Below are 25614 nucleotides of genomic sequence, written 5' to 3' on the forward strand. Positions count from 1 at the left end.
TAAATTAATATTTATGAAACAGAAAGTAACCTTTATGCTACTTGCAATGCTCTTTTGCTGTGTACTCGGTATACACGCACAGACTGGAGGCCAAGTAAGCGGTAAAGTTGTTGACGCCATGGGAGAATTACCCGGTGTCAGCGTTGTTGTGAAAGGAACCACCAACGGAACTACTACTGACCTGGAAGGAAAGTTCACATTGGGTAACGTAAAATCCTCCGATATCCTTCAATTTTCTTTTATTGGATACAAGACCCAAGACATCAAAGTAGGTGAGCAGCGGACATTCAATATCACATTGGAAGAAGATGCCCAGGCATTGGATGAGGTGGTTGTTGTGGGATACCAGGAAGTTCGTAAGAAAGACTTGACCGGTTCTGTATCCAAAGTCAACATGAGCGACTTGCTCAAGACTCCTTCTGCGTCTTTCGACCAGACATTGGGCGGCCGTATCGCTGGTGTAAACGTAAGCTCAGGTGAAGGTATGCCTGGCGGTACGATGACCATCACCATCCGCGGTAACAACTCGCTAACACAAGACAATACCCCACTTTATATCATCGATGGTTTCCCAGTGGAAGATGCACGCGTAGCAGCTGCTATCAACCCAAACGACATCGAATCGACTGATGTATTGAAAGATGCATCGGCCACAGCCATCTATGGTGCGCGTGGTGCCAACGGTGTCATTATCATCACCACCAAGCAAGGAAAAGTAGGTAAACCACAACTCAGCTATGACGGCAGCTTCGGTATCTCCACCGTTACTAAAAAGCTGGACATGATGGATGCTTATGATTACGTGAAACTACAACTCGAAGTAGATCCTACCCGTGCCACTGAAAAATACCTTCCGCTATACGAGGGACATCAATGGACGCTGGATGACTACCAAGGCATTGCCCAAAACAACTATCAAGACGAAATTTTCCGCACTGCATGGCAGCAAAACCATAATGTTCGTCTGTCCGGCGGTTCGGAAGGTATACGCTACAATGCATCCCTTTCTTATTACGACCAAGATGGTATCCTGCTCAACTCCAATTACGAGCGTCTGCAAAGCCGTCTGAATACTTTGGTAAAACGCGGTAAGCTGACCATAAACTTCAATTCCAACTTCTCTCGTTCCATCCAGAGTGGCTCATCTCCTTCTTCAAGTTCTTACTCCGGCATGAATAACCTCTTCTATAGTGTATGGGGGTATCGTCCGGTTAACTACCCCGGTAAGTCTCTTGACTCTCTGCTGAATGATCTTGTGGACGATGACATAGATGCATCGAACGACTACCGTTTCAACCCCATCGCCGACCTGAAGAACGCTTACCGCAAGTACTACGTCAACAATCTTCAGCTAAATGGCTACGTAGAATATGAGTTTATCAAGGGGCTGAAACTGAAAGTGTCCGGTGGATGGACTTATGACAACCGCCATTCAGATACCTTCAACAATTCCAAGACCCGTTACGGTGGTCCTACATCTACCGACAAAGTGAATGCAGAAGTAGTGCGCCAGCAACGTTTGACGTGGTTGAATGAAAACATCCTGACCTATCAGACTAACTTCAAAAGCAAGCACTTCCTGAATGCATTGCTCGGTGTGACATTACAGAACTCTGACTATGAATATTACTCATTACGCATGAAGCAGATTCCCAACGAATCACTAGGTATGGCAGGCATGAGCCAAGGTACTTTTGACAAGAGTACTTCCACGTTGTCTTCCTGGTCTATGCTGTCTTATCTGGGACGTGTGAACTACAACTATAAATCCAAATATTATGCCACTGCTTCATTCCGTGCCGACGGTTCCTCTAAATTCAGTAAGAAAAACCGTTACGGCTACTTCCCCTCAGGCTCACTGGCATGGAGCTTCTCCGAAGAAGAATTCATGAAGGACTACAAGAAATGGCTTTCAAGTGGTAAGCTTCGCCTGAGCTGGGGGCTTACGGGTAACAACCGTATCGGTGAATACGACTACCTTGCCTTGCTGGACATGATTAAAAGCCATGCCACTACCAGCATGAATAACACAGTATATCCTTTTGACGGCAATAACGCCAACGTCGGTGTAGCCCCCATCTCTCTACCCAATGAGGACTTAAAATGGGAAACCACCGAACAGTGGAACTTGGGTCTTGACCTGGGATTCTTTGACGAACGTATCAGCTTTACTGCCGACCTCTATCGCAAAACTACGCGCGACTTGTTGCTGGATGCCACTCTTCCTTACTCTTCGGGTTATCTGACAGCCATGAAAAACATCGGTAAGGTGCGCAATGACGGTATTGAATTGACTTTGAACACAGTGAATATAGACAATAAAGACTTCAAATGGAGCAGCAACTTCAATATCTCCTTTAACAAGAACAAAGTGTTGGAACTCGCTGAAAACCAAACCAGTTTATTGAGCACTGCCACTTTTGACCAGAACTTTAACAGCCAGCCCAACTACATTGCCAAGATAGGCCAACCGATGGGTATGATTTACGGCTATATCTACGAAGGCACTTACAAGTACGATGACTTTGACAAAAGCGGTAGCAGTTATACGCTGAAAGGTAACATTCCCCACTACGTGAGCGAAAGCAATACACAGCCCGGTATGCCAAAGTACAAAGACTTGAACGGTGACGGCATCATCGACACTAACGACCGTACCATGATAGGACGCGGTCTGCCCATCCATACCGGAGGTTTCACCAACAACTTCGAATATAAAGGCTTTGACTTAAGCGTATTTTTCCAATGGAGCTATGGCAATGACGTTCTGAATGCCAACCGTCTGTTCTTCGATAGCGGTTTCCAAAAGAAACGTGAGCTGAACCAATATGCCAGCTATACCAACCGCTGGACACCGGAAAACCCGAACAGTGATATTCCGGCAGCCACCAACTCAAGTTCTAACCTCGTGATTTCTTCACGTGTAGTAGAAGATGCCTCATTCCTGCGACTGAAAACTGTAACATTGGGCTATACCGTACCAAAAACTTTCCTGAAGAAGTATAAGATTGATAATGCACGCCTTTATGTAGCTGCACAAAATCTTTGGACCATCACCGGATACTCCGGGTACGACCCTGAAGTATCTATCCGTAGCGGAGGTCTGACTCCGGGACTCGACTTCTCGTCTTACCCACGTGCACTCTCCGTAAGTTTCGGTATCAATTTAGGTTTCTAATCCCATTAAAGCACTGAAATATAATATGAAAACAATAAAAACAATAATACTATCTTTGACTTGTCTGGCTATGGTCTCCTGCGATTTTCTGGACAAAGAACCTACTAAGCTGACTCCCGACAATTACTTTAATAATGCGGATGAAGCTCTCTCATTCCTGACCTCTGTATACGCCCCACTGACCTCACAGAACTTCTACGGAAACGAATACATGTTCATGACGGGTGCTGATGACTTGTCCCATTATGGTGGTGGTCGCAATCCGCAAACCAGCGGTGCGATTGCCTGTAACAATGCCAATTCAAGTTCACCGCAATTCAGCAATCTTTGGCAAACACTCTATACGGGTATCGACCGTGCCAATACGTTTCTTGAGAATATTGACAAAAGCAAAGACATATCCGACAAATTGCTCCTACAGTACACAGCAGAAGCACGTTTCATGCGCGCTTACTACTACTTCACACTGGTACAAGGCTGGGGAGACGTTCCCTTCAAGACAACTTCCACCAGTAGTGTAACGGGACTTGACATTCCCCGTACAGACAAGCAGACTATCTATGATTTCATCACCACCGAAATGTCTGAATGCGCTGAAGGTCTTGCTACAGCCGCAGAACTAGGCTACAAGCCGGGACATGTTTCACGCTCTGCAGCATGGGGTATTCTGGCACGTGTCTATTTATTCCGTGCCGGCGAGCATTTCCGAGACAATGCCAACGGAGACGCTACAGCCATTCAAAATTATTTCAAGCAAGCAAGCACCTATGCCCAAAAAGTAATGGGCGAAGGACATGGCTTAGCAGCCAACTACTGGGATGTATTCATCGACCTTTGTTCTAACCAATACAATACTACAGCCAATGAAAGTATCTGGGAGGCAGAGTTTGCCGGAGACTATACTTCCGAAGTCAGAGCAGAAGGACGTATCGGAAACCTGATAGGCATCAAATGTCCTGACGAATCCAACGATCAATCTTTAATAGACGCTAAAGATCCCGGATTTTGCTACGCATACTTCTGGTCAACTCCGAAACTATATGAACTCTACAAGGATAATGGAGACATCAACCGTATGAACTGGAATATTGCGCCATTCGAATACGTGGAGGCCGTAAGCAAGAAAGGTGTTACAGGACGCCAATTCGAGTACGGTAAGCTGGAAGAAGTGAAAAACCAATATTGGGATGTGTCTTACAGCTATGGCGAAGGTGATTCTTCCAAGAAAACGGGAGATTACGAGAAAACCGAAGCCGACTCAGAAAAGAACTACTCACGTGCTTGCGGAAAATACCGCAGAGAATATGAGGCATACGGCACCAAAAAGAACAAGAACTACACTTCACTCAACTTCCCATTGTTACGCTATTCGGACGTATTACTGATGGTGGCCGAAGCAGAGAATGAAATTAGCTCCTCTCCCACTACACTGGCTTACAAATGTTTGAACGACGTGCGTAATCGTGCCGGCATCGCTCCCTATGAAGAAGGAAGCCTCAGCAAAGAAGCCTTCCGTCAGGCAGTGAAAGATGAGCGTGCCATGGAACTCTGCTTTGAACATACCCGCCGCTACGACCTTATCCGCTGGGGTGAATATGTGAAAAACATGAATGAATTAGCTCCCCGTGCCCTTCAAGGTGCCAATGCCAACTGGGCTACGGGACCTAACTACAGCGTCTATACCTTCTTCCAGATAACAGACGCTTACAATTACTTCCCCATACCGGACAGTGAAATGTCAGTAAACAAAGCCATCACCCAGAATAATCCTGGTTGGTAATCGAATGAGTAAAACAAAGATAATCGTTCCAAATAAATAAATCATATCATGAAACTAAATAAACTATTGATAGCTATCAGCATTGCAAGTTTCACTTTTGCCTCCTGCGAGAGCGAATTCACTAAAGATGCAGAACTGGATGTAAATGTGGCAACCGGAAACGGTGTCAGTTTCGACGGTCAGACCATCACCGTAAAAAGCGGAACTCCGGTGGAGTTTCATTTCAAGGGTGACCCAGACTTCCTCACTTTTTACAGCGGTGAAGCCGGAAAAGAATATAAATACAGAGAACGTACTACAGTAGACGAAAGTGAGGTGGAAACTTCAACTTTGAAATTCAAGCTGACCCCACAATATGGAAATCCAGCAAACATACTCACCATGTATGTATCCTCCGACTTTCCCGGCATAGAAAAAGGGAACTTTGAAGCCGACTCCGTACTGGTGGAGCAACACGCTTGGGAAACATTGATCCCGGCTTCCGATTTCCCTACTGCAACCAAAGCACAAGACTTTGCCATAGACATGAAGCCCTATTTGGGCAAACGTATTGCCATAGCCATCTGCTATCGCGGTCAAACCAACAGTGTGGCACAAACGAGATTTACTTTTAGCAACATGCAGATATTGAACCAAATGTCCAAGGGACAAGAGACGACTTTCACCGCCGGATCTTTCGGCTTCACCCCCATCAACATGTTACACCGTCATAACTTGAGCGACCAGAAGAGTATGACTTCCAACCGTGCCTATGGCACAGTCACCAACAACACTTCCGGTATCTGGAACTTCAAGGACATGAACGCTTTCTTCATTCATAGTTCCAACGCCAATACTGAATTAAAATATAGCTGGCTGGTTTCCAATCTGTTTGTTGTCAACGCATGTTCCCCCGACGCAGGCACCGGATTGAAGAACGTTACCCAGAGTCTTGACTCTTATCAATATACCTACAAGACTCCCGGTACCTACACAGCCACCTTTGTAGCCACCAATGGAAACTACAAACAAGAATCTTCCGTGGTACGTGAATATAAAGTGATGGTAACCGAATAATGAAATAAAAACGTTCTATCAACACAAAACTTCTAACCTTAAGTATTTTTATAGACCTTAATCAATTAACTTTGTCAGGGAGGAACCGCGAGGCTCTTCCCTGATTCATAAATCCCCTAATATAACAAAGAATATCAACATGAAAACCCATAACATCAAACTCATTGCAGCAATTGCCTTGTGCATTACATTGACAGGTATTCGTGCCCATGCCTCCGACTTCAAGACCATCTACAACCGGATGTACGAAAAGTACCTCGACCGGAACCCATCGAAAGAAACTATTGGCGGACTGATGAAATCCCTCTCACCAGAAGGAGCATTCGTCACCCTCAACTATCGCGCTACCGACGGTTCCCCACGCAAGCATGTACAAAACCTCATCACCCTGGCCTGCGCCTACCAACATCCAGAGAACACATTCTACCATGACAAAACGCTGAAAGAGTCTTATCTTAAAGCGCTCCGCTTCTGGATAGACACCAACCATCAAGCCAAAAACTGGTGGTATCGTTACATCCCCTATCCCAAAGAACTATCTACCAGCGTAGTGCTGATGAGCCGCGAAATCAATGAAAATCCAGAACTTTTTGACAAGACCATCAAATACCTACGCTGGAGCTACGAGAATGCCGCCCCCTCACACATGACAGGAGCCAACGGCGCCGACATCATCATGGGGTCATTTGCCGCCAGCATCCTGACCGAGAACGAAAGCCAGATGGAAGACTTCAAAGAACGGATGACGCAACTGCTCACCATACAACCCTCCGAAGGCATACAACCCGACTATCTCTTCGGGCAACATTGCGGTCATGGACGGCAACTTTACTTCACCAGCTACGGCAAAGAATTCGTGAACTCCACCCTCGCTTATCTGGAACTCTGCAAGGATACCCGTTTCCAAAGCCCCGGACTGGAATTATTGCAACGCCTCTTCACCGACGGCGTACAATGGATATTCTACAACAAGCAGCATGACCCCAACAATGCAGGACGCTTTATCAGCAGCAACCAATACTCCTCTGCCATAAAAGTTCTGGCCGAAAGAATCTGCAAGTTGAGCAACTCCGATGCACGCAACAACATGAAGCAAGCACTGCAACACATCGGTGGAGACAACAGCCTGACGGGTAACCGCATGTTCTGGCGTTTCGACTACATGGTACACCGCCGCAACAATTATATGACCAGTTCACGCATGACCTCCACCCGTACCGTAGGCAACGAGGCCGGCAACGGTGATGGTGAGTTCAACTATTATGCCTCCAACGGAGTAAACTATCTTTTTGTCACCGGACACGAGTATGACGGCAATTTCTTTAAGATATTCAACAACCGCCAATATCCCGGCATTACTGCCGAACAAGACAATGCCCCCCTTCCCATTCCCGATTGGGGTGAAGGCGGCAATAACGGAAACTGTTTTGCCGGAGGTGTCAGCGACAGTCTTTATGGAACCTGCGGCATGATTTTAGACCGCCGCGGATTACAAGCCCACAAAGCCTGGTTCTATTTCGATGAAGAATTTGTATGCCTTGGGGCAGGCATCTGCAACGCCAAAGGAAAAGCCGAAGTATTCACCACTCTCAACCAATGTAACCGCGACGGGAAGGTACAGTACATGACAAATGGGAAAAAACAGACTCTGAAGAACGGCTCCATACAGACCGTTGCAGACTGGATACTCCACGGACAGACCGCCTACTTCAATCTGCTGCCCCAAACCGAGTACAAAATAACTTGTGATACGGCACTGTTCAGTTTGAACGCCAATCACGGCATCCGTCCGCAGCAAGGGAAATACGCCTACGTGGTACACCCAAGCATCCCTACCACGTCCGCTGCCGCAAAATATGCTGCAAAGCTGCCGATAAAAGTACTTGCCAATACGGAAAAAATACAAGCTGTACGTCATGAAAAATTAAGAATAACAGAAATCATCTTCTATCAACCAGGGGAACTGAAACTTGAAAATGGTGACATCCTTGCGACAGATACCCCTTGTGCCCTTTTGTGGAAGGAAAAAGAAAAAAGAATACATATCGCAAATCCACGTTGTGAATCGGAAAATCCTGAAAAAGCAACAATAACACTGATTCAAAACGGACAAACCAAACAAATATTGCTTGAAATGCCGCAAAAAGAAGAAGCCGGAAAAAGTTACACAGCTTCCTACTAGAAAGAAAAATATGTATCTTTGCAGCCATGAACGAGAACATATTACCCATCCACTTCGCTCCGCTGCAAGGCTACACCGATGCCGTCTACCGGCGAGCGCATGCACGCATCTTCGGCGGCATAGAGACCTATTACTCTCCTTTCGTACGCATGGAGCACGGAGAAATCCGGCGGAAAGATGCCCGTGACATTGAACCGGACCATAACCCGGACCTGCACCTCATCCCCCAGCTCATTGCTCCGGATGCGGACAAACTGGAGCACATAATGTCCCTTTTCATCGAAAAAGGATACCGGGAAGCGGACATCAATTTGGGTTGTCCTTTTCCGATGCTGGCCCGGCGCCACAATGGCTCCGGCATGCTGCCCTATCCCGAAGAAGTGAAAGCGCTGCTCTCCGAAGCCATCGACCGGCATCCCGACATCCGTTTCTCCGTGAAGCTGCGTCTGGGTTGGGAGCAGGCGGAGGAGTGTCTTGCCCTGCTACCGCTATTCAACGAACTCCCCCTCGCACACATCATCCTGCACCCGCGTCTGGGCAAGCAGCAATACAAAGGAGAGGTAGACCTGAAGGGATTTGAAGCTTTCTACAAAGAGTGCACCCGCCCTCTGTTCTACAACGGCGACCTGCATACCGTGGAAGATATCCGTTCTATCACCACACGGTTCCCCCGATTGGCAGGTATCGTCATCGGCCGCGGGCTGCTAGCCAATCCTGCTCTGGCGCTGGAATACAAGCAAGGAACCCCGATTTCTTCCGATGAAATGGCGAAAAAGGTGGGGCAACTGCACACCGAGGTCTTCAACGCCTATCAAGAGCTACTACAAGGCGGTGAGGCACAGTTATTAATGAAAATGAAAAGTTTCTGGGAGTATCTGTTACCGGACGGAGACCGCAAAGCGAGAAAGACCATTCATAAGACCAGTAAACTGGCAAACTATCAGTCAGCAGTAAGCAATCTGCTCGGAACATATTAAACAACCGTTTCCAGTATCTTTCTCTATAGGAGAGAAAGGCTAAGACTCCTATACCGAATACCCACAACACCCGGATGTATTCACCCAAAACATGGGGATGTATTACCCCAAAACATCCCCATGTTTTCAATAGAAAAACATCCGGGTGTTGTGGGTATTCAGTATCAATGTCTAACCTATACTCTCCCTACCTCTTTAACTCTACCTCTAAGCTTGCAGCATCCCGGCAAGTAAAGCGCAACACTGTCTGCTTCTTGTCTGCCGACACCACCTTGCAATAGGGCGTCTCGGCAACCTTCCACTGTCCCTTCAAAGTAACGGTTACGGGAATCTCCTGACTCTCATTGTCAGTCCACGGGCGTGAATAGATACTGCGCTCAATACGTTTTCCGTCTTTGTCGAAAGCCTCGTCACTCGGACCGCGATACAAGGCCAGGTCGGGCTGGGAGACAGTCAGAAGAAGCTTGTCCTTATATTCGCGTATCATGACAAGGCACGATGTATCGGCTTTCTGCAACAATCCACCGTCGGGCAGAGTCTGCGGCGTCTCGAACAAGACGTAAGAAGTAAGACCGTCTGCCGGAGAGCGTACAATATGGGCGTTGCAGTCTTGCCGGAGAATCTTGTAAGTGGGTTTCTTGGCGAATGCCTTCAAAGCGGCAGCATCCGTGTGGGGCAGCACTGCATATTCGTAGGAAGCGCCTTTCGGGGCTTTGCCATGTTGCAATGTCAAGGACACCCAATCACCGGAAGTAGGCTTGGTGCTACGCTCGCCCACGGTCACTTGCGGAAAGTTCTTCTCGTACCGGGCAGCAGGGCGGGAGGCTTTGGAAATGTAATAACCTACGCCGTTAGGGTCTATATAAGTCTGTCCGTCACTCTGATAGGACTCCCAGTATTGACGGGTTTCGGGAGTGGTGGCGGCAAGCTGGAACACGGTAGTTTCCGTAGGATATTCGGTATTCAGGTTTTCGATGTCCGTACCGAGGCATACAATGGTGCCATCGAAGAAGTGGAACGACTTGCGGGCACGGTGAGAACCGTTATACTTATCATGTTCATGCAGCACCATACCGAAGTTACCGTTCAGATGTGCCTGGGACAAACCGCCGGCAAAAGCCTCATCGGAATAGAGCATCTCCTCCATACCGGAGAAGGTATCGACATTCAATACCCGGGCACGCAACTGGTCGAAAGGCAGATGAATGCTCGTGACACCCGGAATACGATTCCAGTCGAAACCGGCTTCCTGCCAGCCACTGGTGGCAAAAGTAACCATTTCATCGGGTTTTCCGGTAAGAATCTGCATGCTGCCATGTGCCAGATAACGGCCATAGAAGTTGGCGGGGAGATAGTGCTCGGCAGCCCAGAGATAACGGGAATGTCCGCGAACTACGGCAGCCCAGTTGTCACGACGCTGTACGGATACACAACCGTAACCCAAAGCCAGATTGCCTTGCGGGTCGGGTTCCGGACGGAAGCCCTGGGCTTCGAGCAACTTCTTCATCTCCAATTCGTGGCGAGTAGAAGCCTTCGGCAGATAGTCGGGCGCATTCTTGTCCGGAGCTTCTGTATAGGCAACCAGGCGCAGATAGGCAGCAGCCATTTCGGGGTCATATTTCTGCTTGCCATCCGGCGTACCGGCAATGGCCATCGTGGCATATTGGATAGGTATCAGGCTTCCTCCCCCGTTGGGATGGCGCCCGGACATGGAGAGAGGCCATTGCTTCAGGTTGCAATAGAAACGCATGGTGAGAAGCACTTTCTTCACCGTCTCGTGTGCCTGCTCGGACAGGCGGAACTCGGTACCACTCAGCAAGTAAATCATATTAGTGGCACCGTCCAGACCGCCCACTGCATAGGCAGGATAATTGTTGCAATGATGGAAGCAGGCACCGTCCTGCTTGAAAGAACCGGCCAGTCCCGGCGCAGGAAGGCAGCCTTTGTCCAGCCAACGAGAGAAGGAACGCAGGTATTGCAGTTTCTCCGGTGTATCTTCCATAATCAAGATGCTGGCTATGCGGCCTTGCAACTTGGTGTTGAACGTATCTATATCAATACCGTTGACGGCAGGTTCGGGATATACCTCATTGGTGATGGCATACCAGTTGAGCGTACGTACCGCCTCTTCCAGCTTACCTGCCTCACGCAACACGTCCTTCATCAAGAAATAAGCCACAAACAGACCGCGCATACTATATCCGTAATGGTGGATATTTCCCCAGCAACTGCCGTAGGCAATACCCTGGTCGGTGGCGTTATCGTACATGGCGATGAATTTCTGCTTCAACTCGTGTTTCAGCGCCGCATCCTCCACATTGTTGTAGGCGATGGCGACGCGTTTCATCAGGTTGAAATAGTCGCTTATCTCTATCCCCAGTCTGGAGAACATATCTTTGTCCCAATCGGGTACCATACGTTCGTATGCCTCGGAGTGACGTACGAAATAGATAGGACGTCCTGCTACCTTGCCGTTCTTGTAGGTAATCCGATAAAAATCATACTTCTTACGGATGGACTGCATCTCCTTCTCCGAAAGTGCGGAAGGCGTGTAGAGCATGTCGCGGAAACGTTTCTCCATAATCCGTATATCCTGCTTCTGCGCCTCGGTCACGTCTGTCAGAGGGATGTCCGGTTTCCACAAGGAGTGTTCGTAGATAACCAGCCAGTGGTTGGTGGTTCCCTTATTTACAAACGGTACCTGTAAGTCGGCAGTCTGCTGGCGGGCATCCACCTTGCTGGCAGTAATCAGATGGTCGAAAAAGAGTTTCCCCTTCACGTCGGGGGCTACAATTCGGATTTCGTCCATCCCTTCTTCCGGGGTACCTTGCATATCGCGTTCATAACATACCCATGCTCCGCGCCAACCGGTGAAGTTGATGCCAAAAGGAAAAGAGGTGCATACCTTACCATCCTTCAAGAACTCAAACTGAATCTGCTTGTCCTGGGCCTGCTCATTGTACACCCATACGATGAAAGCCGAAAGATAGGTGTCTTTCCCCGTCGGGTCTTTCTTCTCAAACTTCAAGTCTTTCTTGATGGACAGTGCGGCACCCGGCTCGAAAGTCCAGCTCAAACTGTGGTCGCCGTCCCTATAATGTTCGTCGCTAATGCCCAACTGCGAACCGGCTGCCGTAGTGACAAACGCCGGAACCTGTCTCTCCTCAAAAGAAAGCAAACGCTCATTCTTCACGATTTGCGCATGTACACTGCCCGGCAGCAACATGCAAACGAGCGCTGCCGCTCCTATTTTCCATTTACTGAATTGCATCATGGCTGTTTATTTAAGGTTATCGATATTTGCTACTTGGAAATCTGCAAAAGAAGTTGTAACCGCATATTCCAATGCATTAGTACGGCACAAAGAAACCCCTCTTTTTGGAAAAGGGGGGGCATAAATCGTACAGAAGAAGGATAAAATAATGATTGAGGCGGATTTCTGCCCCAGCTTCATCAGGGATGAAGTTCTTCGAAAGCCTTGTTTTCCTCTTGTACCGCCTGAATGGTTTCTTCCAGTTCACTGATAGGGAGGTCGAAGTTGTACCAGTCGTTATAGCAGTCGGTGACATACCACTTGCCATCCGTCAGTTCAAAGACCACACGAAGGGAAGGTTCTGATTCATCATAGCCTGCTTCGAACTCCTTATGGGCAGGCTCATTGACAGTAAAGTGAGAAATATAGGTACCTCCCTCCTCTTCGGTAGTACGTCCTTCCTTCAGCGTTTCCTCGTCCAGCAATGCCCACTTCTCGCGCGTGAAGGGAAAAGTCTGTTCCGTCTCGCCGTCATCCTTCAAAAGGACGATGGGAGACTTCAAAGGAAACTTGATTCGGGAATACTGGAATGAGGCACTGGACGTAAATTTCTGGAGGAATGTCTTGAAATCCTCCTCTTCGGCAGCCAGACCATTGAAAGTCGTCAGCATGAGTGCCGCAAACAGACAAAAAACAAAGCGGATAGCCTTCATATACTCGGATTATTTTTCAACGCACAAAGATAATATAAAAGTGATAAAATGCTAAGGCCATGAGGCGATAATTATTATCATCTACGCCGCAAATACTCGTAACCAAACCGACAACGCAAGCAGTCTTTCCTGTCACAATATTCCTTTTGAAGTTGGAGCAATGCCTGCGAGTCGGCAGCGGTAGATACCGGCAAACCGGCACCATCCCAAAGACGGGTCACGTGATTGTTTTCGGCCTTCAAGGATTCAAGGAAACGGGTGGCACGGTCACACAAAACGTCATCGGCCTTGTGCAGGCCGTATGCATAAAGAAACGGGATGACCGTATTGATAGCAATCAGATTCAAGGCACCGTCCCCTACCCACTTTTCCCTCCGGGGTGAAACTTTTCTGAAATTGAAGTGCTCTTCCCAATACACGGAAGTATTGGCAGCCAGTATCTTCTTCACCGCTTCCAGCGTTTCCGCCTCCATGATACGTGAGAAGAGTGCCTGCTCCTTATGATATAGACTGGCAAGCTGCGCCAGACGTACATGCGGAAAGTTATCGGGACGAAGACGCAGAAATCGCCACTGCTCAACGGACATGGGAGCTGGCAGCTCGAACTTGCGTTGCAGGTAGCGGAATTCTTTCTGAAGTTTCAAATAATAATCATCCGCCTCCGCTGGGACCTCCTCCAGCAGGCCTGCCTGCCCCAGGAAGAAAGCCTCCACTTGAAACAGACTGTCCCGATGCTTGTCTACGGCGCGGAATGGAAGGCGGTTTGCCCATGCCTCGAAAGCATCCCCATTCAGCCCGAAGCCGAAGTTACGAGCAAGAGTAATGAAGAAAACATCCTCCCAATGATGATTGCAGCGTTCGAGCCGCTGGGATATGACATGTGCTTTCTGCTCAAAACGCTCTACCTGCAAAGCGGACAGCCAGGAGTGGACGGTCAGCTTCGGAAGGGAGGCAAGGATGGAATAACAGGGAGGATAAATCTCTGTCTGCCGAAGCTCTTCATAGCGCAAACGGACAGTGTCGGGGCAGGTGAGCACCATCTGGGGAACCAGCTCACCGTTCGTGCGGTACACATCACAATTCGATTCGCCCACTACATGCAGAATGACAGTATCATACGCCTTGTCACAGTCGTGCCTATGGAGCAGCCACTCTGATGCCTGCGTATGCACTTCGACGTTGCCCACCCAAAGCGTACCGTCTATTTTCAGTTTGGCATTAAAGAAATCGGGGCCTGCATTCATGTTCGGCAAACCGGGATCTATCACTTCTACCGGCCGGCCGGAGGTTGTTTGGAGTGCTGACAAAGGAAATATTTTGTGCTTCCAAACATAATGCAGTAGTTGTTCCATGTTAACAAGACGTTAATGTTGAGTACAAATGTAAGAAAAAGATTATCTTTGCGACCTATAGTTTGTTGATAAACTAAATAAAAACAGATAGAAACAATGAAAATCGCATTAATCGGCTACGGAAAAATGGGCAAGGAAATCGAGAAAATAGCCCTTGGCCGCGGACACGAAATTGTAAGCATCATCGATGTCGACAATCAGGAAGACTTTGAATCGGCAGCCTTCAAGAGCGCCGACGTTGCCATAGAGTTCACCAATCCCATGGTTGCATACAATAACTATATGAAGGCATTCCAGGCCGGAGTCAAATTGGTATCCGGCAGTACGGGATGGATGGCGGAACATGGAGACGAAGTGAAGAAGCTTTGCACCGAAGGTGGCAAAACACTGTTCTGGTCGTCCAACTTCAGCTTGGGAGTAAGCATATTCTCTGCTGTCAACAAGTACCTCGCAAAGATAATGAACCAGTTCCCTGCCTATGATGTGACAATGAGCGAAACGCACCACATCCACAAGATGGACGCTCCGAGCGGTACGGCCATCACGCTTGCCGAAGGTATTCTGGAGAATCTCGACCGTAAGGACAAATGGGTAGAAGGAACTTTCCAGGCTCCCGACGGGACTGTCTCGGGCTCTACGGAATGTGCAGCCAATGAGCTGCCCATAAGTTCTATCCGCGAAGGAGAAGTACCGGGCATCCACAGCATCCGCTACGACTCCGAAGCCGACAGCATCACCATCACCCACGATGCCAAGAATCGCAGGGGATTTGCCTTGGGAGCTGTCCTTGCTGCCGAATATACCGCCAAGCACGAAGGTGCTTTGGGAATGAGTGACTTGTTTCCATTTTTAAAAGACTAAGACATCATGAGAAAAGCAACACGCACCCAATGGATTAAATTCAGTATAGTCACCCTGCTCTACCTTGCCTTTCTGGTTTGGGTAAAAAGCTGGCTGGGGCTGATTGTACTACCTTTCATTTTTGACATCTACATCAGTAAGAAGATACCCTGGGGGTTCTGGAAGAAATCGGAGAATCCTGCCGTACGCAGCATCATGAGTTGGGTGGATGCCATCGTATTTGCGCTGGTAGCCGTCTACTTCGTAAATATCTATGTGTTCCAGAATTATCAGATACCGTCTTCCTCATTGGAGAAATCCTTGTTGGTAGGCGATTTCCTTTACGTCAGCAAGATGAGTTATGGCCCGCGCGTACCGAATACGCCGCTTTCCATGCCGCTGGCACAACATACACTGCCGGTATTCAACACCAAATCGTACATCGAATGGCCCCAATGGAAATATAAACGTGTACCGGGCTTCGGCAAAGTGAAACTGAACGACATTGTGGTGTTCAACTTCCCGGCAGGCGACACGGTAGCCACCAACTTCCAGCAGACAGATTTCTATACCCTTGCTTACGAAGAAGGAAAACGCGTGTATCCCAACAAAGTGAATATGGACAGTCTGACACGCAAACAGCAACGTACCGTCTATGATTTGTACTACAATGCCGGACGTAACCTCATCCGTTCCAATCCGAGAATGTACGGTGACATTGTCATACGTCCCGTCGACCGTCGTGAAAACTATGTAAAACGTTGCGTAGGCCTACCCGGCGATACATTGCAAATCAAGAAGGGACAAGTATACATCGACGGCAAAGCTATCGAGAACCCTACAGAAATGCAGTTCAACTACTTTGTACAAACAACGGGGCCCTATATCACCGATGATATGTTCCGTGAACTGGGCATCAGCAAAGAGGACCAGACACTGATGACTGACGGTCTGGGCTGGGAAGAGAATCTGATTGAAATGGGATTGGACCGCCGGGATGCCCAAGGCAGGCTGGCACCGGTCTATCATCTTCCGCTCACTAAAAAGATGTACGAGACCCTTTCGGGCAACAAGAAACTCATCAGTAGTATTATCATCGAACCGGGAGAATTCTCGGGACAGATGTATCCGCTGAACCTTTACACCCAATGGGACCGCAACAACTACGGCCCAATCTGGATTCCTGCCAAAGGCGCCACCATCAAGCTGACCGAGGATAACCTGCCCATCTACGAACGCTGCATCGTTGCCTATGAAGGCAACAAACTGGAAGTCAAGGAAGACGGTATCTACATCAACGGTGAAAAGACCGACTCCTATACTTTCAATATGGACTACTACTGGATGATGGGCGACAACCGCGACAAGTCCGCCGACTCCCGATACTGGGGTTTTGTGCCGGAAGACCATGTCGTAGGAAAGCCTATCGTAGTATGGTTGTCACTGGACAAAGACCGCAGCTGGTTTGATGGCAAGATACGCTGGAACCGGATATTCAAGTGGGTGGACAACATTAAATGAAAAAAGGGTGGAAGATAGCAATTACAATCGTTGGAGTGGCACTCGTCGTAGTGCTGCTTCGGGGTTGTGTGGCAACTTCCTATCTTATCCCTTCTTCCGGTATGGAGAACTCACTGTATCAGGGTGAACGTATTCTTGTAAACAAGTGGAGCTACGGTCTACGACTTCCTTTTATGAAGTTATGGGGATATCATCGCTGGGCGGACAGTCCGGTGCAGAAAGAGGATATTCTTGTATTCAACAATCCTGCCAATCTTTCAGAACCCGTGATCGACCGACGGGAAGTCTTTATCAGCCGTTGCATCGGTACTCCCGGAGATACCTTACTGATAGATTCACTTTTTTCAGTGATTCCTTCCGAAAAGAATGCACCCGACCAGAAGTTTCTTTATTCTTACCCCAGGCAACGGGAACGACAGTTGGATTCATTGCTTTCCATCCTTTCCATCGCTCCCAACCAACTATTGGGACAGGACTCAATAAAGAATATACGTAGTTTCAGCCGCTATGAACACTACTTGCTGGAACAAGCCATGAACGGGAATTGCTGGATAGAACCGATTGTCAAGGAAGACTCCATGGAGATGTTGAAACCTCTGATAATCCCCGGCAAAGGCAAAACCGTACGCGTATATCCGTGGAACAAGACTTTGCTGCGGAATACCCTGGTACTTCACGAAAAGAAACAGGCCGAAATCAAGAACGACACCCTTTATGTGGAAGGCAAGCCCGTGCAGCACTGCCATTTTACCAAAGACTACTACTGGGTAGGTGCCAACAATGCCATCAATCTTTCGGACTCCCGCCTTTTCGGTTTCGTCCCCGAAGACCACATCATAGGCAAGGCGTCTGTCATCTGGTTCTCCAAAGAAAAGGGAACAGGACCTTTCAGCGGTTACCGATGGGGTAGGATATGGAAAAAAGTGGAATGACAAACAAATGAAAGAATAAAAATGAAAATACAAACAATGAACAGTAACTTCAATCGTAAATCGCAAATCATCTAATCGTAAATATACTGATGAAAACAGTTTTTCTTTCTTCCGCCTATTTGGCTCCCATAGAATATTATACCAAACTACTGGCATACGATAAAGTATTCATCGAACAGCATGACCACTATATGAAGCAGACTTACCGGAACCGTTGTACCATTGCTGCACCGGACGGTGAACTGGCCCTTTCCATCCCCACCGTCAAACCGAGCACCTTGAAATGCCCGATGCGCGATATACGTATTTCAGACCACGGTAACTGGAGGCATCTGCACTGGAATGCCATAGAATCTGCCTATAACCACACTCCCTTCTTCGAATACTACAAGGATGACTTCCGTCCCTTCTATGAACAGAAATATGAATTTTTAGCCGATTTCAACGAAGAACTTTGCCACCTCGTCTGTTCCTTGATAGACTTGCAACCGGATATGACACGTACTACCGGATACCGGACTGAGTTTGCTCCGCATGAGACAGATTTCCGCGAACGCATTCATCCGAAAAAGGATTTTGCCCTGGAAGATACAGAATTCTCACCACAACCTTATTATCAGGTGTTTCAAGAGAGACTCGGGTTTCTGCCCAACTTGAGCATCATAGACCTGCTGTTCAATATGGGACCGGAGAGTTTATTGATATTACAGAAGTCCATCACCTAAACAATAAGCACATATTTTCTGTACGATTGTAAATGCAGTGCAACAGATTATTCCGTATTTTTGCAATGTTAATCAAATAAAACACAACGTAATTTTAAATGAATGAATCATGAAAAACTTATTTGACATCAAAGACAAAGTAGTGGTTATAACCGGTGGAACGGGAGTATTGGGGAAAGCCATCGCCTTTCATCTGGCAGAAGAAGGTGCAAAGGTTGTTGTTTTAGGACGCAAGGCAGAAACAGGGGACGCCATTGCCAGAGAAATCAAGGCAAACGGTGGAGAAGCCATGTTCCTGACAACCGACGTGACGAACCGTGAACTGCTGGAACAGAACCTGGCTGATATTCTGAAAACCTATGGACGCATAGATGCCCTGCTGAATGCAGCCGGTGGAAATATGCCGGGTGCCACCATCGCGCCTACGGGTACATTCTTCGATTTGAAGATAGAAGAATTCCAACGGGTGCTGGAATTAAACCTGACCGGTACCGTACTGCCTACACAAGTCTTCCTCAAACCAATGGTGGAGCAGAAGGCAGGCGCTATTGTCAACTTCTCCAGCATGGCTGCTTTCCGCCCCATGACGCGCGTAGCCGGATATGCTGCCGCAAAAGCCGGTATCTCCAATTTCACAGCTTTCATGGCTACAGAAGTTGCCAAAAAGTTTGGCGAAGGTATTCGTGTAAATGCCATCGCACCCGGATTTTTCCTCACAGAGCAGAACCGTGCCCTGCTGACGAACCCGGATGGAAGCTACACGGAACGTGGGCAAGATGTGATCCGCCAAACTCCCTTCGGACGTATGGGCCGTGCAGAAGAGCTTTGCGGAACCATCCAATACCTCATCAGCGATGCTTCCAGCTTTGTCACCGGTACGGTGGCTGTAGTGGACGGAGGGTTCAACGCATTCGCGATGTAAATAGTAAATTGCAAATCATCAAACAATAAATAACATGATTCTTTGTGAACAAACCTGGCGCTGGTACGGTCCCAACGACCCGGTAAGCCTTTGGGACATCAAACAAGCCGGGGCTACCGGCATTGTAAACGCCTTGCATCATATTCCAAACGGGGAAATATGGACAGTAGAGGAAATCAAGAAACGGAAAGAAATGATTGAAGCCGTCGGTCTGCGCTGGTCTGTAGTAGAAAGTGTACCCGTACACGAACATATCAAGACCCAAACCGGAGACTTCCAGAAGTATATCGACAACTATAAAGAGAGCTTGCGTAACCTGGGCAAATGCGGCATTCACATTGTCACCTACAACTTTATGCCCGTACTGGACTGGACACGTACCGACCTCGCCTACGAACTACCTGACGGCAGTCGTGCCCTCCGCTTTGAACGTGCCGCCTTCATCGCCTTCGACCTCTTCCTGCTACATCGCCCCGGTGCAGAAGCCGAATACACTGACGAGGAAAAGACCAAGGCCCGTACCCGCTTCGAACAGATGACGGAGGCAGACAAACAACTGCTTGTACGCAACATGATTGCCGGACTTCCCGGTTCAGAAGAAAGCTTCACCCTGGAACAGTTCCAGCAGGAACTGGACCGCTACAAAGGCATCACTCCGGAACGCCTGCGTGCCAACCTGATCTATTTCCTGCAAGAAATCACTCCGGTAGCCGACGAAGCAGGTGTCATGCTCGTTATCCATCCAGACGACCCACCGTGCTCCATCCTCGGCCTGCCACGCATCATGAGCTGTGCTGCCGATTTCCAGGCACTGATTGACGCTGTTCCCAACAAGAGCAACGGCCTTTGCCTCTGCACCGGCTCACTCGGTGTAAGCAGTGCCAACGACTGTGCAGCCATCATGCAGCAGTTTGCCGACCGCATCAACTTCGTCCACCTGCGCAGTACGCAACGCGACGCCGAAGGCAACTTCTACGAAGCCAACCACCTGGAAGGAGACGTGGACATGTATCACGTGATGAAAGCCTTCCTTGAACTGCAGCAACATCGTGGCGTCTCCATCCCAATGCGCCCTGACCATGGGCACCAGATGGTGGACGACTTGAAGAAGAAAACCAATCCCGGCTATTCCTGTATCGGCCGCCTGCGTGGACTGGCAGAACTTCGTGGACTGGAAATGGGTATAGCCAAATCGCTGTACGAATAAGGCACAAGAAATAGCAAGCATAAGGAAAGAACAGGAAGCCCTCCGTCCGAAACTTTGAAGTTTCGGACGGAGGGCTTCCCTTTATAAGTTTTTTGCCATCAGCCGCCTCTTCTTAAGGCACTGTCTGCCGGCATTTATTTACCTTCTTTTGCAGCAAGCACTTTCCATACAACGGCACTCAGCGCAGCACCCACAAACGGAGCTACAATGAACAGCCACAACTGAGAGAGAGCCTCGCCACCCTGGAACAGTGCCGGACCGATGCTACGGGCAGGATTGACAGAAGTTCCCGTAACAGGAATACAAACAATGTGCACTAATACCAACGTAAGACCAATGGCCAATCCTGCAAGATTACCCGCCCCCTTCTCGGAATCCGTAGAACCTAAGACAACCAGCACAAAGATAAACGTGAACACAGCCTCTGCAATGAATGCCTGCAACATCATTCCGTCAGCAAACCCATTGGAACCGGTAGCCGTAGGACCGCCATGAGCGCCCGTAGACACCAATGCATAAAGAATGGCAGAACCGATAACCGCCCCGATAACCTGAAACACCATATACATGGCTGCATCTTTCCCGCTCATCCTGCCGGACAACAGAACGCCCAGGGTAACGGCAGGATTAATATGACATCCCGAGATTCCTCCGATAGCGTATGCCATCGCCACAACGGACAAGCCGAAAGCAAAAGCCACTCCCAGCGTTCCGACACCTGCACTAACCGCCCCCGCCGCACTTCCGGCAAAGACAGCACTACCACATCCCATCAGGACAAGAACCATTGTCCCGATCATTTCTGCTAAATACTTCTTCATGATAGTTTTATTAAACATTGATTTCTGCAAAAATAAATATAAAAGATGAAAATCTACCTAAACACGGCGGTAAAAACTCACCCATTACTACAAAACATCACTGCTTTGACTCTAACATCCAGCATATCTGCATCTTCTTTAGCCAACCCGAAGAAACTCAGAAATATAAGAAAACATATTGGCTTGTAAAGAGTACAAAGAAAGGGTGCAACCTCACGGCCACACCCTCCATCTACACTATCTTTGATAATAACCTAAAAGGAAACTTTATTTCCCTACATCATTTCAATTCAAAAGGAACCGTTCCCTTCACATCGGCTGCCGAAGCTGCTATGACAGCCTCGAACTTACCCGGCTCGGCCACCCAAGCGTGCTGGGTGTCATCGAAGAAGCTAAGAGCCTCCTTATCAATGGTAAATGTGACTTCCTTTGTTTCGCCCGGAGCCAGTTTCACCTTTTGGAAACCTTTCAGTTCCTTGACGGGACGAGGCAGAGAGGACTTCTTGTCACTGATGTACAGTTGGACAACTTCCTGCCCTTCGCGCGCTCCGGTATTCTTTACAGAAACCTTCACGGTCAGCGTACCGTCGGCCTGCATGGTCTTGCTGTCGGCTGTGGGCTTGCCATACTCGAAAGTGGTATAGCTCAAACCGTGGCCGAAGGGGAACAACGGTTTCACCTTCTTCTGCTTATCGGCCCAACGGTAACCTACAAAAATACTTTCATTGTATTTGATGTCGATGATGTCCTTGCTCCGCTTGCCGGTATATTCACCCAGGCTGTGGGCCGGGCAATCCTCCAACTTCACGGGGAAGGTAAACGGAAGCTTGCCACTGGGATTCACATCCCCCATAAGGATAGCGGCGAGAGCACTACCGGCTTCGGAACCCAGATACCAGTCCTGAACGATAGCAGGCACTTCGTTCACCCACGGCATGGCAATGGCATTGCCGGAAATGTTGACAACAATCAGATTCTTGTTTGCCTTTGCCAGTGCAGAGATAACAGCATCTTGTCCGTAAGACAAACCCAGACCTTCACGGTCTGAATCCTCACAGTCCTGGCCGTTGCTTTTGTTCAAACCGCCGATGAAGATTACATAATCGGCATCCTGGGCTTCTTTCACGGCTTCGGCTATCAGTTCTTCGGGAGTGCGGTCATCCTTCAGGTTCTGTCCAGTCACCACACCATTATACTCACCGCTTGCATCGCCCACGTAGCCACGAGCATACACCACTTCAGCCTTGCCAGCCACACGCTGCTTGATACCGTCCAACGGAGAAAGCTCACGCTGCACCTTCAGCGAAGAACTGCCACCACCTACAGTCATCATCTTGATAGCATTTTCGCCCACTACCAGAATCTTTTTAGTCTGGTCCAAATCTATCGGGAGCACATTGCCTTTGTTCTGCAACAGTACGATGCCCTCCTCGCCGATGCGGCGGGCAGCCTCGTAATGCTCCGGAGAAAGCATACTTCCCCACGGACGGTCGGGATTCATCACCGTACGGAAGATAAGGCGCAGAATGCGGCGTACCTTGTCGTCCAGCTCCTTAGTACCGACCTTGCCTTCGCGTATGAGGTTCAGGTAGGGATTCGCCAGATAATAATTGTCGTATGCATTGCTGGCACCATTTGAAAGTCCGTTAGTCCAACTGCCGAATTCCATATCCAGCCCATTGGTAATGGCTTGCCGAGTATCGTGCGTGCCGCCCCAGTCGGAAATGACTACGCCGTCGAATCCCCATTCGCCCTTCAATATATCGTTTAATGTGTATTGGTTGTGGCAAAGATGTTGGCCTTTGTAAAGGTTGTAGGCACCCATGATGCTCCACGCTCCACCTTCCTGCACAGCCATCTTGAAGGCAGGCAGATAGATTTCATAAAGGGCGCGGTCGTCCACGATGACATTGGTGGTGTGACGGTTCACTTCGTGGTTGTTCAAGGCAAAGTGTTTCACGCAGGCAGCCACACCATTCTGCTGCACGCCCCGGATATAGGGCACTACCATCTTTCCGGCCAGATAAGGGTCCTCACCCATATACTCAAAGTTGCGTCCGTTGAGCGGTGTACGGTAGATATTGATACCAGGGCCCAGCAAGACCGATTTGTTGCGGTAGCGCGCCTCTTCACCGATACTCTGTCCGTAAAGGAGAGACATTTCGGGGTTCCAGGTTGCTGCCAGACAAGTCAAGGCAGGGAAAGCCACACAGGAGTCATTGGTGCATCCGGCTTGTTCCCACTCGTCCCACAACACATCGGGACGTATACCGTGAGGGCCGTCATCCGTCCATACATCGGGAATGCCCAGACGGGGTACACCCGCACTGCTGAACTTGCTTTGCGCATGAGTCAACTTCACTTTCTCTTCCAGGGTCAGACGGCTCAAAGCGTCTTCCACTCTTTCTTCAATAGGTTTGCTTGCGTCCAGATAGACGGGCTTCTGCTGGGCTGAAAGAGGCAGCGCGACAGCAGCCAGAACCAAACCGAATAATACTTTTTTCATTGTTGTACAATTTAAGTTGTTATATAATTTAAGTAAGTACTCATAATCAGTCCGTACTATTGACAATCCCCAGCAGACAAGGGAATATGACTTATCCCCCCACACATAGGAACTGAAATCCTTACAGCCGTATAGTGAGTATCCATAACATCCGGATGTTGTTGTCCAAAACATCCCCATGTTTTACCCCAAAACACCCGGATGTTTTATCCCAATACATCCCCATGTTTTGCCTTAAAACATCCGGATGTTTTGGGTTCTCAGTCCTATGGTGTGTACAGCTCAGTCCCTACCTCTTTCATGCTAAGTCCCGGCATCTCATCCTCTAGGACTTGATACGTACTGTTTGCAGCGAGGCAGTACCCGCTACTTCATTCCCAATGACCGGATATAACCCTCCTGAACCACACAATTCTTCAGTTTGCATGCCTCGATAAAGTCCATCATCGCCTTGCGGGACATGGCCTGCGCGGGACGTGCCTCACGGATTTCCTTGTACGTGGCACGCGGTGCTTCGGAGAAATACACGATGTTTGCCCAGTTCTCCGGCGGAGTGATGCCGACGAAAGAAGAACCGTCCATCTTCTTGTAGGGCCAGAAGGTATAGCCGATGTTGTTCTCGCGCATCGTCTGGCAGAAAGCGGCCTGCCATTCGTCCGTATTGTGGCCTATCTCACCCATGTACATGGGCAGGTTCACACTGTCGCGGAAGTTGATAATCGTCTGGATGGCAGCTTGGGTAGGTTCGCCTCCGTAACGGTGGCAGGTGTACATTATCTTGTCGTCGAACTTGGAGTCCTTGAAAGGCTTGAAATTACCGTTCCATTGCGAACCGCCCAGCAGGATGATGTGGTTGCTGTCCACCTCGCGGATGGCGGCTACACCTTTCTTATATACATCTTCCAGCTTGCCGTTGAGCTCCTCCATGTTCTCGAAGTAAGGGGCAATGGGCTCGTTGAAGAGTTCGTAACCGAGGATGACCGGTTCGTTCTTGTAGTGGTCGGCTATCCGGCGCCAGATGTCACAGTAAAGTTGCTGGCTGACTTCGCTGTCGAACAGCCAGGGATAGCCGTAGCTGTCGTCGATGTTGTCGCCCGTCTGTCCGCCGGGGGCGTCGTGCATGTCGAGGATGAGGTACAAGTCCGATTCGCGGCACCACTCTACCAGGCTGTCCACGCGGGCAAAGCCGTCTTGGTCGGCAGTCAGCCCCATATAGTCCTCGTCCGTAAACAGTTTGTAATGGAAAGGCAGGCGGATGGTGTTGGCACCCTGCTCCTTGATGAAGCGGATGTCCTCGCGCGTTACATAATTGTCCTTGAATGCTTTCCAGAAGTCGGCCGTAAAGTCCGGTCCCACCAGCTGGCAGAACATCTCATTGATGAAACGAGCGGAATTGGTCTTGTTGAACTTGAACATGTATCCTTCCGGATTCAGCCAGTTACCCAGGTTGGTACCCATGATGAAGAGTTTGGTACCGTCGGGCTTTATCAAGTCCTGACCCTGAATGGTTACGAATGCATCCGAAGTTACTTCTTTTGTCGCTTGTTTCTCACCGCATCCCGCAAGGCCCAAAGACAGCAAGGCGATGGAAATGCTTGTCGCTAATAAATGTTTCATGGCAATAATTTTGGTTATGGTATCAGTTGCGA

17 protein-coding genes are annotated in these 25614 nt (G+C 48.8%); 11 read left to right on the top strand and 6 right to left on the bottom strand.

Features of this window, described 5'->3' with window-relative positions; genetic code table 11:
- The first annotated feature begins 34 nt into the window (after positions 1-34).
- From DWY57_RS10995 to DWY57_RS11015, 5 genes are all read left to right on the top strand, one after another.
- Entirely contained in the window at positions 35-3178 is a 3144-nt protein-coding gene (locus tag DWY57_RS10995; protein WP_227186469.1) for a TonB-dependent receptor, read from the top strand.
- 25 nt (positions 3179-3203) lie between these two features.
- On the top strand, positions 3204-4958 hold the full coding sequence (locus DWY57_RS11000) for a RagB/SusD family nutrient uptake outer membrane protein (RefSeq protein ID WP_119961751.1): 1755 nt from the start codon (positions 3204-3206) through the stop codon (positions 4956-4958).
- A 48-nt stretch (positions 4959-5006) separates the two neighbouring features.
- A complete protein-coding gene (locus tag DWY57_RS11005; protein ID WP_118696388.1) occupies positions 5007-6014 on the top strand; it encodes a DUF5017 domain-containing protein in 1008 nt (335 codons plus the stop codon).
- Between the two features lie 139 nt (positions 6015-6153).
- The gene (locus DWY57_RS11010; RefSeq protein ID WP_118696389.1) at positions 6154-8196 is read left to right on the top strand and encodes a polysaccharide lyase family 8 super-sandwich domain-containing protein; all 2043 of its coding nucleotides are present in this window, start codon (positions 6154-6156) and stop codon (positions 8194-8196) included.
- Positions 8197-8222: 26 nt separating this feature from the next.
- The gene (locus DWY57_RS11015; RefSeq protein ID WP_165853599.1) at positions 8223-9173 is read left to right on the top strand and encodes a tRNA-dihydrouridine synthase family protein; all 951 of its coding nucleotides are present in this window, start codon (positions 8223-8225) and stop codon (positions 9171-9173) included.
- A gap of 187 nt (positions 9174-9360) precedes the next feature.
- Here the strand turns inward: DWY57_RS11015 and DWY57_RS11020 are convergent, their stop codons facing one another.
- The 3 genes from DWY57_RS11020 to DWY57_RS11030 form a co-directional block, all read right to left on the bottom strand.
- On the bottom strand, positions 9361-12447 hold the full coding sequence (locus DWY57_RS11020; RefSeq protein ID WP_119961753.1) for a chondroitinase family polysaccharide lyase: 3087 nt from the start codon (positions 12445-12447) through the stop codon (positions 9361-9363).
- A gap of 179 nt (positions 12448-12626) precedes the next feature.
- Complete coding sequence (locus DWY57_RS11025; RefSeq protein WP_117599845.1) at positions 12627-13139, bottom strand: DUF4348 domain-containing protein; 513 nt, start codon at positions 13137-13139, stop codon at positions 12627-12629.
- A gap of 77 nt (positions 13140-13216) precedes the next feature.
- Positions 13217-14491, bottom strand: a complete 1275-nt coding sequence (locus DWY57_RS11030) for a DUF2851 family protein (protein ID WP_119961754.1) — start codon at positions 14489-14491, stop codon at positions 13217-13219.
- 96 nt (positions 14492-14587) lie between these two features.
- Here DWY57_RS11030 and dapB point away from each other — a divergent pair, with 96 nt between their 5' ends.
- The 6 genes from dapB to uxuA all read left to right on the top strand — a co-directional run bounded on the left by dapB (position 14588) and on the right by uxuA (position 20638).
- Positions 14588-15352 (top strand): 4-hydroxy-tetrahydrodipicolinate reductase, encoded by a 765-nt coding sequence (gene dapB, locus DWY57_RS11035; RefSeq protein WP_117599847.1) that lies wholly within the window; start codon positions 14588-14590, stop codon positions 15350-15352.
- A gap of 6 nt (positions 15353-15358) precedes the next feature.
- Complete coding sequence (gene lepB / locus DWY57_RS11040; RefSeq protein ID WP_117599848.1) at positions 15359-16852, top strand: signal peptidase I; 1494 nt, start codon at positions 15359-15361, stop codon at positions 16850-16852.
- Positions 16849-17784 (top strand): signal peptidase I, encoded by a 936-nt coding sequence (gene lepB / locus DWY57_RS11045; RefSeq protein WP_117599849.1) that lies wholly within the window; start codon positions 16849-16851, stop codon positions 17782-17784. Before lepB (DWY57_RS11040) ends, lepB (DWY57_RS11045) begins: the two co-directional genes overlap by 4 nt.
- An 89-nt stretch (positions 17785-17873) precedes the next feature.
- On the top strand, positions 17874-18509 hold the full coding sequence (locus DWY57_RS11050; RefSeq protein WP_117599850.1) for a WbqC family protein: 636 nt from the start codon (positions 17874-17876) through the stop codon (positions 18507-18509).
- Between the two features lie 109 nt (positions 18510-18618).
- Positions 18619-19431 carry an SDR family oxidoreductase gene (locus DWY57_RS11055; protein WP_117599851.1) on the top strand — a complete coding sequence of 271 codons (813 nt, stop codon included), beginning with the start codon at positions 18619-18621 and terminating at the stop codon, positions 19429-19431.
- Between the two features lie 34 nt (positions 19432-19465).
- Positions 19466-20638, top strand: coding sequence for a mannonate dehydratase (gene uxuA / locus DWY57_RS11060; RefSeq protein WP_117599852.1), 1173 nt, complete (start codon positions 19466-19468; stop codon positions 20636-20638).
- Between the two features lie 134 nt (positions 20639-20772).
- On the opposite strand, the gene DWY57_RS11065 is transcribed toward uxuA, so the two are convergent.
- The 3 genes from DWY57_RS11065 to DWY57_RS11075 all read right to left on the bottom strand — a co-directional run bounded on the left by DWY57_RS11065 (position 20773) and on the right by DWY57_RS11075 (position 25582).
- Positions 20773-21459 carry an MIP family channel protein gene (locus DWY57_RS11065; RefSeq protein ID WP_117599853.1) on the bottom strand — a complete coding sequence of 229 codons (687 nt, stop codon included), beginning with the start codon at positions 21457-21459 and terminating at the stop codon, positions 20773-20775.
- Between the two features lie 280 nt (positions 21460-21739).
- Positions 21740-23965, bottom strand: a complete 2226-nt coding sequence (locus tag DWY57_RS11070; protein ID WP_117964303.1) for a glycoside hydrolase family 3 C-terminal domain-containing protein — start codon at positions 23963-23965, stop codon at positions 21740-21742.
- 366 nt (positions 23966-24331) lie between these two features.
- Positions 24332-25582: a glycoside hydrolase family 5 protein gene (locus DWY57_RS11075; protein WP_117964304.1), complete on the bottom strand. Its 1251-nt coding sequence runs from the start codon at positions 25580-25582 to the stop codon at positions 24332-24334.
- Positions 25583-25614 lie beyond the last annotated feature (32 nt).

Origin of the sequence: Bacteroides sp. AF25-5LB (assembly GCF_003602965.1) — a bacterium.
Taxonomy (GTDB): domain Bacteria; phylum Bacteroidota; class Bacteroidia; order Bacteroidales; family Bacteroidaceae; genus Bacteroides; species Bacteroides uniformis.

Excerpts from the sequence above, each read along its gene's own strand:
- DWY57_RS10995 (WP_227186469.1), top strand. The coding sequence starts at position 35 with ATGCTACTTGCAATGCTCTTTTGCTGTGTACTCGGTATACACGCACAG.
- lepB (WP_117599848.1), top strand. The coding sequence starts at position 15,359 with ATGAGAAAAGCAACACGCACCCAATGGATTAAATTCAGTATAGTCACC.
- DWY57_RS11010 (WP_118696389.1), top strand. The coding sequence starts at position 6,154 with ATGAAAACCCATAACATCAAACTCATTGCAGCAATTGCCTTGTGCATT.
- DWY57_RS11000 (WP_119961751.1), top strand. The coding sequence starts at position 3,204 with ATGAAAACAATAAAAACAATAATACTATCTTTGACTTGTCTGGCTATG.
- DWY57_RS11050 (WP_117599850.1), top strand. The coding sequence starts at position 17,874 with ATGAAAACAGTTTTTCTTTCTTCCGCCTATTTGGCTCCCATAGAATAT.
- DWY57_RS11070 (WP_117964303.1), bottom strand. The coding sequence starts at position 23,965 with ATGAAAAAAGTATTATTCGGTTTGGTTCTGGCTGCTGTCGCGCTGCCT.
- uxuA (WP_117599852.1), top strand. The coding sequence starts at position 19,466 with ATGATTCTTTGTGAACAAACCTGGCGCTGGTACGGTCCCAACGACCCG.
- DWY57_RS11020 (WP_119961753.1), bottom strand. The coding sequence starts at position 12,447 with ATGATGCAATTCAGTAAATGGAAAATAGGAGCGGCAGCGCTCGTTTGC.
- DWY57_RS11030 (WP_119961754.1), bottom strand. The coding sequence starts at position 14,491 with ATGGAACAACTACTGCATTATGTTTGGAAGCACAAAATATTTCCTTTG.
- dapB (WP_117599847.1), top strand. The coding sequence starts at position 14,588 with ATGAAAATCGCATTAATCGGCTACGGAAAAATGGGCAAGGAAATCGAG.
- DWY57_RS11015 (WP_165853599.1), top strand. The coding sequence starts at position 8,223 with ATGAACGAGAACATATTACCCATCCACTTCGCTCCGCTGCAAGGCTAC.
- lepB (WP_117599849.1), top strand. The coding sequence starts at position 16,849 with ATGAAAAAAGGGTGGAAGATAGCAATTACAATCGTTGGAGTGGCACTC.
- DWY57_RS11075 (WP_117964304.1), bottom strand. The coding sequence starts at position 25,582 with ATGAAACATTTATTAGCGACAAGCATTTCCATCGCCTTGCTGTCTTTG.
- DWY57_RS11025 (WP_117599845.1), bottom strand. The coding sequence starts at position 13,139 with ATGAAGGCTATCCGCTTTGTTTTTTGTCTGTTTGCGGCACTCATGCTG.
- DWY57_RS11065 (WP_117599853.1), bottom strand. The coding sequence starts at position 21,459 with ATGAAGAAGTATTTAGCAGAAATGATCGGGACAATGGTTCTTGTCCTG.
- DWY57_RS11055 (WP_117599851.1), top strand. The coding sequence starts at position 18,619 with ATGAAAAACTTATTTGACATCAAAGACAAAGTAGTGGTTATAACCGGT.
- DWY57_RS11005 (WP_118696388.1), top strand. The coding sequence starts at position 5,007 with ATGAAACTAAATAAACTATTGATAGCTATCAGCATTGCAAGTTTCACT.